Below are 8,504 nucleotides of genomic sequence, written 5' to 3' on the forward strand. Positions count from 1 at the left end.
GGGACTGACGTCCCGCCTCGTGCTGACTTGCACAGGCGGAATGCTCTAGCCTCGGGCACATGACAACAGCGCCGTCGTCCGGACAGCCCCGCAGCCTTCCCGCCCGTGCCGACGTGCCGCGTGAACAGACCTGGGACATCGAGGCGCTGTTCGCCACGCCGCAGGCCTGGGAGGCAGAGGCCGAAGCGCTGCCCGCCGCCATCGACGCCCTGGCCGCCTACGCCGGTCAACTGACCACGCCCGAGGCCCTGCTGACCTACCTGAAGGTGGCCGACGACGTGGAGTTGCGCCTGAGCCGCTTCTTCTCCTACGCGAGCATGACCGCCAGCGTGGACGGCCACGACGCGGAAGCCGCCGCCCGCCGCGACCGGGCCAGCAGCATTGCCGCCCGCTACGGCAGCGTGTCCGCCTTTTTCCGCCCCGAGCTGCTGGCGCTGGACGAGGCCACGGTGAACGATTGGCTGGGGCGCCCCGACTTCGCCGATCAGCGCGTGCGCCTGGAGCGCATCCTGCGCAGCCGCCCGCACGTCCGCAGCGGCGAGGTGGAGGAACTGCTGGGCGCGGTGGGCGCCCCCTTCGCCTCCGAGCGCGGCATTCACCCGGCGCTGGCGAACATGGACTTGCGCTTCGGCACGGCGGGCGGCGTGAAGGTCACGCAGGGCAACGTGGACAGCCTGGTCAGTGGCCCCGACCGCGAGGTCAGGCGTGAAGCCTGGGAAAACTACGCCGACGCCCACCTGGCCGCCCGCCACTCGCAGGCCGCCATGTACGCCACCAACGTGCGCCAGAGTGTTTTCCTGGCCCGCGCCCGGCACTACCCGGACGCCATCACCGCGTCCCTGGCGCCCGACCGCATTCCCACCGAAGTGGTGACCACGTTGCTGGACACCTACCGCGCCAACACCCCGATCTGGCACCGCTACTGGAGGGTGCGCCGCGACTGGCTGGGCCTGGAGGAACTGCGCGAGTACGACGTGAAGGCCTCGCTGGTGCCCCCCCGCAAGGTGGAGTACGCGCAGGCGGTGGACTGGATCGCCGCCGGCATGGCCCCGCTGGGCGAGGCGTACGTGAAAGACCTGCGCTTCGGCCTGACCGAAGACCGCTGGGTGGACTACGCCGAGAACGACGGCAAACGCCAGGGCGCGTACAGCAACGGCGGCGGGCGGGTCAAGCCGTTCATCTTCATGACCTGGAACGGCACGCTGGGCAGCTACAGCACCCTGGCCCACGAAATCGGCCACTCCATGCACTCGCTGCTGTCCATGCGCGAACACCCGTACTCGGTGCCGCGCTACACGCTGTTCCACGCCGAAGTCGCCAGCAACTTCAACCAGGCGATGGTGCGCCAGCACCTGCTGAAAGAGGCCCGCGCCGCCGGGGACACCGCGCTGGAAGTCGCCATCATCGAGGAGGCGCTGGGCAACTTCCACCGCTACTTCTTCATCATGCCCACGCTGGCCGCCTTCGAGCTGGAATGCTACCGCCGCATCGAGGCGGGCGGCACCCTGAGCGCCCCGGATCTGATCGAGCTGACCGCCGATCTGCTGGCTCAGGGCTACGGCGACGGCGTCAAGATGGATCGTGAGCGCAGCGGCATCCTCTGGGCGCAGTTTTCCACCCACCTGTACGCCAATTTCTACGCCTACCAGTACTCCACCGGCATCAGCGCGGCGCACCAGTTGCTCGAACAGTTCGGCGAGGATGAGCACGCCGCCCGCGAGACTTACCTGCGCTTCCTGAAGTCCGGCGGCAGCCTCGATCCCATCGACGCATTGAAAGAGGCAGGGGTGGACATGCTCAGCCCCGAACCCGTGGAGGCGACGTTCCGCACCCTGGCCGGGTACGTGGACCGGCTGGAAGAGCTGGTAGGGACGGTCAAGGCTTGAAAGCAGACTTCATCTGATCGACTGCACGACTCAGAATTTTTGAGTAATCGGGCCTGGGCACGGCCACCGTTGCGGCCATCGCCTCGCCCCATGACTGCCACAAGGCGTCTGGATTCACGATATGCGGCAGGGGTGTTCCCTGACCGATCACCTGACCAAAGCCGCTCACGATTGGATTGTTCCGCAGTTCGGCGCGGGCGCGGCGGCTGGCCGGAATGCGCCCGCCCGCCTTCGCCAGCGCCACCTGTGCTTCCTGACCCGTGAGTTGCCGGGCAAACTGCGCGGCCACGGTTTTCTGCGTGCTGTCGGCGCTCACGTAGACCCCAGAGACGCTGACGAACGGACTCCATTCGCGGGCCGCGCCGGGCGGTCTGGGCAGCGGCGCGAGCCCGAAGTCCATTCCTGCCTGTACAAGATCACCCATGTCCCAGGGGCCGGCCAGAAACATGGCCGCCTTGCCCGTGAGGAACAGGCGCTTGGCCTCGCCCTCATCCACGGCGGCGTGCATCACCCCGTCCTGGTAAATCAGATCGTTGATCAGCACCGCCGCTTTCACGGCCCCGGCACTGGCAAGTCCAACATCTTGTACATCAGGGCCGCTCTTGCCCTTTCCGAACACGTACCCGCCATACGCGCTGATCAGGCCGTAGTTCATGTAGGGGTTGCGCGTGTCCCAAGCCAAACCAGACCGGCCCCCCCAGGAATTGACGCGGGCGGCGTCCATCAGGGCGGGCCAGGTTCTGGGCGCATCCCGAACCAACTGTCTGTTGTAGGCCAACGCCACGGCTTCTGCTGTCAGGGGCAGACCGTACAGCTTGCCGCCTATTTTCATCGTCTCCAGAGTCGGGGCGTCGTCATCGGTCGCCGTGAGTTTGAAGGGGCCGGGGGCGGCAACCACCCCACGCCACACGGACAGGGCCAGGTAGTCGTGCGGGACACCGACGAAGACGTCGGGCGCTGGGACGCCTGACGGGCGCTCGTCGCCCATGAAGCTGGTCACCGCAGCAGTGAACGAGACGTTGTGGACGCTGACCTGCTGGCCGGTGCGGGCGCTGAAGGTCTGGGCCTGTGCCCTGAGCCACCCGGCGTCCGCACCAATAAAGTGGCTCCAGACCGAGAGGCTGTCCGCCCTGGCGCTGCCCAGGCAGGCGAGAATGAATCCGATGCACCACGCGGGCCTGATTTTCATTGTTCCTAAGGGTACATCAACCTTCCCTGACCATCGCAACGGGTCCGCAACAGGACAACAGACCGCACCCGAGGCGGGGCCTGTTCCTGCTGAGGAGTTGAGTTTTATATCCTAAAGATTCAGGTTTCGCTGGAACTCAAGCTCTCACTTCAAAGCGTCATTCATCCCCACCACGTCCGGCACCTTGAGGCTCGCGCCGCCCACCAGCGCGCCGTTCACATTGGGCTGGCCGCAGATGCTGGCGATGTTGTCGGCCTTGACGCTGCCGCCGTACAGGATGCGGATGCCGTCGGCATCGCTGCCATAACGCTCCGTCAGCGCGTCCCGGATGGCGGCGGCCAGTTCCTCGGCGTCGTCGGCGGTGGCGGTCTTGCCGGTGCCGATGGCCCAGACCGGTTCGTAGGCCACCACGACGTCCGGCCCCACACCGCTCAGGCTGCCCTCCAGCTGTTTCAGCGTGTAGGCCACCTGTTCGCCCTTCTCGCGTACGTCCAGACCCTCGCCCACACAGACAATCGGAATCAGGCCGTTGGCCTGCGCCTGCTTGGCCTTGGCGGCCACGTCCGCGTCCGTCTCGCCGTGGTACTCGCGGCGTTCGCTGTGGCCCACCACAACGTATTTCGCGCCCACGTCCACCAGCATGGCGGCGCTGATCTCGCCGGTGTACGCGCCCGATTCATGCTTGGAGACGTCCTGCGCCCCCAGCGCCACGCCGGGGGGCAGATGCGCCGCCAGCGACGGCAGCGTGATGGACGGGGCCATCACCGCCAGTTCGGCCTCGCCGGGTTCCAACTTCTCGCGCAGTTCCTCGGCCCAGGCGCGGGCCTCGGCGGGGGTCTTGTTCATCTTCCAGTTCAGGGCCAGCAGGTTCTGGGGCATGGGGGGACTCCTTGGATGAGAGGGGGGAAGCGAGTGGGTCTAAGGGTCTGGGCGCAAAGATTCTTGTCTTTCAGCCCCTAGACCGTTGGACCCTTAGACAACCGTCAGACCATCGCCTCCACGCCGGGCAGCGCCTGCCCTTCCAGCAGTTCCAGGCTGGCGCCGCCGCCGGTAGAGATGTGCGAGACCTTATCGGCCTGCCCGCTCTTGTTGATGGCGCTGACGCTGTCGCCGCCGCCGATCACCGTGTAGGCGTCGCTCAGGTTGCCTACGGCTTTCGCAATCGCGTTGGTGCCGCCCGCGAACGCCTCGAACTCGAAGACACCCAGCGGCCCGTTCCAGAACACGGTTTTCGCGCCATGAAGCGCTTCGGTGTAGGCCTTGACCGTGTCCGGCCCGGCGTCCAGTCCCTGCCAACCGTCGGGAATCTGGTCACTGGGCACGATTTTGGTGTTCGCATCCGCGCTGAAGGCGTCGGCGGCGATCACGTCCGTGGGCAGCATCAGCTTGTCGCCGTACGTGGCCAACAGGCGCTTGGCGAGATCGAGCTGGTCATCCTCGTGGATGCTGGCCCCGATCTGGCCGCCCTGCGACTTGATAAAGGTGTAGGCCATGCCGCCGCCGATCAGCATGCGGTCCACCTTGGGCAGCAGGTTCTCGATCACCTTGATCTTGTCGCTGACCTTCGCGCCGCCGATGATCACCACGTAGGGCCGCGCCGGATCGTGCAGCAGCCGGCCCAGGGCGTCCACCTCACGCTGAAGCAGCAGGCCTGCCGCGTGCGGCAACTCGCCCGCCACACCGCTGACCGACGAGTGCGCCCGGTGCGCGCTGCCGAAGGCGTCCAGCACGAAGGCGTCGCCCAGCCGCGCCAGCCGGGCGTTCAGGCCCGCGTCGTTCTTTTCCTCGCCCGCCTCGAAACGCACGTTTTCCAGCAGGGCCACCGCGCCCGCCTTCAGGTTCCGCACCGCCACCAGCGTCTCGTCGCCCGACGGCAGGCTGTCGATAAACGTCACGTCCTGACCCAGCGCTTTGGACAGCACCTCCGCCACGGGCTTCAGGCTGTATTTCGCCTCCGGCCCGTTCTTGGGGCGTCCGAAGTGGCTCATCAGCACCACCGAGGCCGCGCCCATCTCCAGCAGTTTCTTGATGGTGGGCAGGCTGGCCGTGACGCGGGTGTCGTCCTGCACCACGCCGTCCTTGATCGGCACGTTGTAATCCACGCGCACGAGGACGCGCTTGCCCTTCACGTCGAGTTGATCGAGATTTTTCATCCTTCCTCCCTCATATAAAAAAGATGGCAGAAGGCCTCAGCCCTCCACCATCTTCCGTCAATGCTTAAGCGCCTTTTTCCTGAACCAGTTCCACCAGATCGGCAATCCGGTTGCTGTAGCCCCACTCGTTGTCGTACCAGGAGAAGAACTTGACCAGGTTGCCCATCGCCATGGTCAGGCCGCCGTCGATGATCGCGCTGTGCGGGTCACCCACGATGTCCTGCAGCACAATCGGGTCTTCGGTGTACTTGATGATGTTCTTGTAACTGCCCTCGGCGGCCTTGCGGAACACGTCGTTGACCTCTTCCACGGTCACGTCACGGCCCAGGATGACCACCACGTCGCTGATGCTGCCGACGGGGGTGGGCACACGCAGCGAGGTGCCGTCGAACTTGCCCTTCAGCTTGGGGTACACCTGCGACACGGCCTTGGCCGCGCCCGTGCTGGTGGGGATGATGTTGATGGCGGCGGCCCGCGCGCGGCGCAGATCGCTGTGCGGCAGGTCCAGGATGCGCTGATCGTTGGTGTAGCTGTGGACGGTGGTCATGATGGCCTTCTCGATGCCAAACGCCTCGTCCAGCAGCTTCATCGGCGCGCCCAGGCTGTTGGTGGTGCAGCTCGCGTTGCTGATGATGTGGTGGTTCTTGGGATCGTAATCCTGCTCATTGACGCCCAGCACAATGGAGAAGTCCTCGTTCTTGGCGGGCGCGGTGATCAGCACCTTCTTGGCACCGCCGGCCAGGTGCTTGCTCGCGCCCTCACGGCTGGTGAAGATGCCGGTGGACTCGATGACGATGTCCGCGCCCATCTCGCCCCACTTGATGTTGGCGGGATCGCGTTCGGCCAGCGTGTGGATCTTCTGTCCGTTGACGGTCATGCTGTCCTCGTCGTAGTCCACGGTGCCGTTAAAGCGGCCGGCGGTGGAGTCGTACTTGAGCAGCGTCGCCAGCGTCTTGTTGTCGGTCAGGTCATTGATCGCCACCACGTCCACGCCCCGGTCCATCAGGATGCGGAACACCAGACGCCCGATGCGGCCGAACCCGTTGATGCCCACTTTCATCTTGCCCGAATTGTTTCCCGTCATGCTTCCTCCAGTCGTGAGGGCCGCCGTCCACGGTGGGCGGCGACTGACCTCTCATGGCTCAGTCTAACGGCTGACCGCTGTTTCGGCTTCGCGTCTCATCTACACCAAAGCGTCACATTGGTCGTCGCGGCGTTGCTCAGCGCAGTGCGCGGTCTGGATGGGCTGCGGAAAAGACCGGTTGCCGGACGCCGGTCAATAGACGAGTCATCCCAGCACGGCGACATCAGCATCACCCCTGATCCGTCGCGTCCGCCCGCGGCTGGCGGCCGAGGTGCTGACCCTGTTGGACGTGACCGCTGCCGCCAAACGGTGTGGGTACTCGACACTCAGGTGTTGGAGAGTGGACAGAGCAGAGAACGTGGGGCGCGAGCATGATCCACAGTTCTTCTCGTTCTCGCCCCAGACGCCGCTGCCCAGACTTTATGTTCTGCGTCCCCCAGCCGCGCCCCATACTGAGCCGCATGAGCGACACCCTTCTCGTGATGAAATTCGGCGGCACCAACATGCAGGACTCGGGAGCCATCCGCCACAGCGCCTCGCTGGCCGGCCGCAGCCTCGTGACCGGCGTGCGGGTCGTGGTGGTCGTCTCCGCGATGGCCGGGGTGACCAATGGCCTGCTGGCCCTGGCCGACGCGGCGGAATCCGGCGACATTGCTGCCGCCAACGACGAGATCGCCGCGCTGCGAACGCGCCACTTCACGGCGGCCCAGGAACTCGGCGCGGCGCCCGACAGTGCCACCGTGCGTGACATCCGCGAGATGCACGAGACGCTGCGTCAGGCGGTGTACGGCGTGTACCTGCTGCGCGAGCTGACCCCCCGCAGCCGTGACCTGATCGTGGCCTTCGGCGAGCGGCTCTCGGCCCCGCTGATGGCGCTGGCCCTGGAAGCCCAGCAGCACCGCGCCCACGCGCTGACAGGGGGTGAGGCGGGCATCCTGACCGATCACCATTTCGGCAATGCCAAGCCGCTGGCCACCACCTACGAACGCGTCCGGGACCGCCTGAGCGGCCTGCTGGCGGCCGGGGTCACCCCTGTGGTCTCGGGATTTATGGGGGAAACCGAGCGCGGCGCGATCACCACGCTGGGACGCGGCGGCACCGACTTCTCGGCCACGATCATCGGGAAGGCGCTGGGTGCGGACGAGGTCTGGGCGTGGAAGGACGTGGACGGGGTGATGAGCGCGGACCCCCGCGTCGTGAAAGACGCCCGCAACATCACCACCCTCAGTTACGGGGAGGTGATGGAACTGGCCTACTTCGGCGCGAAGGTGCTGCACCCGCTGGCAGTGACGCCACTGCAGGAGAGCGGCATTCCGCTGCGGGTCAAGAGCGCCGCCGATCCGGACTTTCCTGGCACGCTGGTGCAGGCCCAGGCGCACGACGAGGCCGGGCATCCGGTCAAGGCCGTCACCGCCATTCGCAACGTCTCGATCATTAACATCAGCGGCGCGGGGGTACTGGGGATTCCAGAGGTGATCGCCAGCGTGTTCGACGCCATTGCCCGTGAAAACATCACCCTGCTGATGGTGTCTCAGAGCAGCTCCATGAGTAACGTGTCGCTGGCCGTCCAGAGCGGCGACGCCGAGCGCACGCTGTCGGCCCTGCGCGCCGGGGTCAGCCGCGAACTGAAGGTGGACCGTCAGTCCGACGTGGCGGTTCTGGCTATTGTGGGCAGCGGCATGCGCGGTCAGCGCGGCGTGTCGGCCCGGCTGTTCACGGCCCTTGCCAGTCAGGACATCAACATCCTGATGATCTCCCAGGGCAGCAGCGAGCTGAACATCTCTGTCGCCATTGAAGGTCTGCAGGTCGATGAGGCCACGCGGGCGGTCCACGCCGCCTTCGGCCTGGGACAGCCGGTGGAGGAGATCAAGTGAGTCCAAAGGACAAATTTTTCACGAATTAGATCTATCGTGAATTAAATCACTTGAACCTTATATTCTCGAGTCATCTAAACTGCCGTCCTCACAAGGTGTTTGCCTCCAAAAGTTTTTGCCCTGACAGTTCATGCAAGCCCAATCATGGCGGGACAGGGGAGAGCAACGCGCGGAGATGGACCGAACATCTCATACGGAATCCGATTAATTCCTTAACAAAGGCCACCAATGGAAGAGGGTGTGCTGGGAAAGGAGATCGGGTTGGGTCTCCAACCAGGCGCACTGCTGAGCGAGGGTCTCAGTAAAGTCCTGCAGGGT

The 8,504-nt window shown here is 65.5% G+C and carries 6 protein-coding genes; 2 read left to right on the forward strand and 4 right to left on the reverse strand.

What is annotated here, in order from left to right:
• The first annotated feature begins 59 nt into the window (after positions 1-59).
• On the forward strand, positions 60-1,886 hold the full coding sequence (pepF, locus tag FHR04_RS18090) for an oligoendopeptidase F (protein WP_139404610.1): 1,827 nt from the start codon (positions 60-62) through the stop codon (positions 1,884-1,886).
• Here pepF and FHR04_RS18095 read toward each other — a convergent pair.
• From FHR04_RS18095 to gap, 4 genes are all read right to left on the reverse strand, one after another.
• Complete coding sequence (locus FHR04_RS18095) at positions 1,876-3,075, reverse strand: extracellular solute-binding protein (protein ID WP_139404611.1); 1,200 nt, start codon at positions 3,073-3,075, stop codon at positions 1,876-1,878. The genes pepF and FHR04_RS18095 overlap by 11 nt on opposite strands.
• A 144-nt stretch (positions 3,076-3,219) precedes the next feature.
• Positions 3,220-3,954, reverse strand: coding sequence for a triose-phosphate isomerase (tpiA, locus tag FHR04_RS18100; protein ID WP_139404612.1), 735 nt, complete (start codon positions 3,952-3,954; stop codon positions 3,220-3,222).
• 104 nt (positions 3,955-4,058) lie between these two features.
• Positions 4,059-5,228 (reverse strand): phosphoglycerate kinase, encoded by a 1,170-nt coding sequence (locus FHR04_RS18105; protein ID WP_139404613.1) that lies wholly within the window; start codon positions 5,226-5,228, stop codon positions 4,059-4,061.
• A 64-nt stretch (positions 5,229-5,292) separates the two neighbouring features.
• Positions 5,293-6,288 (reverse strand): type I glyceraldehyde-3-phosphate dehydrogenase, encoded by a 996-nt coding sequence (gap, locus tag FHR04_RS18110; protein WP_139404622.1) that lies wholly within the window; start codon positions 6,286-6,288, stop codon positions 5,293-5,295.
• Between the two features lie 485 nt (positions 6,289-6,773).
• Here gap and FHR04_RS18115 point away from each other — a divergent pair, with 485 nt between their 5' ends.
• The gene (locus FHR04_RS18115) at positions 6,774-8,186 is read left to right on the forward strand and encodes an aspartate kinase (RefSeq protein WP_039683644.1); all 1,413 of its coding nucleotides are present in this window, start codon (positions 6,774-6,776) and stop codon (positions 8,184-8,186) included.
• Positions 8,187-8,504 lie beyond the last annotated feature (318 nt).

It is taken from the genome of Deinococcus radiopugnans ATCC 19172 (assembly GCF_006335125.1).
Taxonomy (GTDB): Bacteria; Deinococcota; Deinococci; order Deinococcales; family Deinococcaceae; genus Deinococcus; species Deinococcus radiopugnans.

Coding starts and splice junctions, on each gene's coding strand:
- FHR04_RS18115 (WP_039683644.1), top strand. CDS start 6,774: ATGAGCGACACCCTTCTCGTGATGAAATTCGGCGGCACCAACATGCAG.
- FHR04_RS18105 (WP_139404613.1), bottom strand. CDS start 5,228: ATGAAAAATCTCGATCAACTCGACGTGAAGGGCAAGCGCGTCCTCGTG.
- tpiA (WP_139404612.1), bottom strand. CDS start 3,954: ATGCCCCAGAACCTGCTGGCCCTGAACTGGAAGATGAACAAGACCCCC.
- gap (WP_139404622.1), bottom strand. CDS start 6,288: ATGAAAGTGGGCATCAACGGGTTCGGCCGCATCGGGCGTCTGGTGTTC.
- FHR04_RS18095 (WP_139404611.1), bottom strand. CDS start 3,075: ATGAAAATCAGGCCCGCGTGGTGCATCGGATTCATTCTCGCCTGCCTG.
- pepF (WP_139404610.1), top strand. CDS start 60: ATGACAACAGCGCCGTCGTCCGGACAGCCCCGCAGCCTTCCCGCCCGT.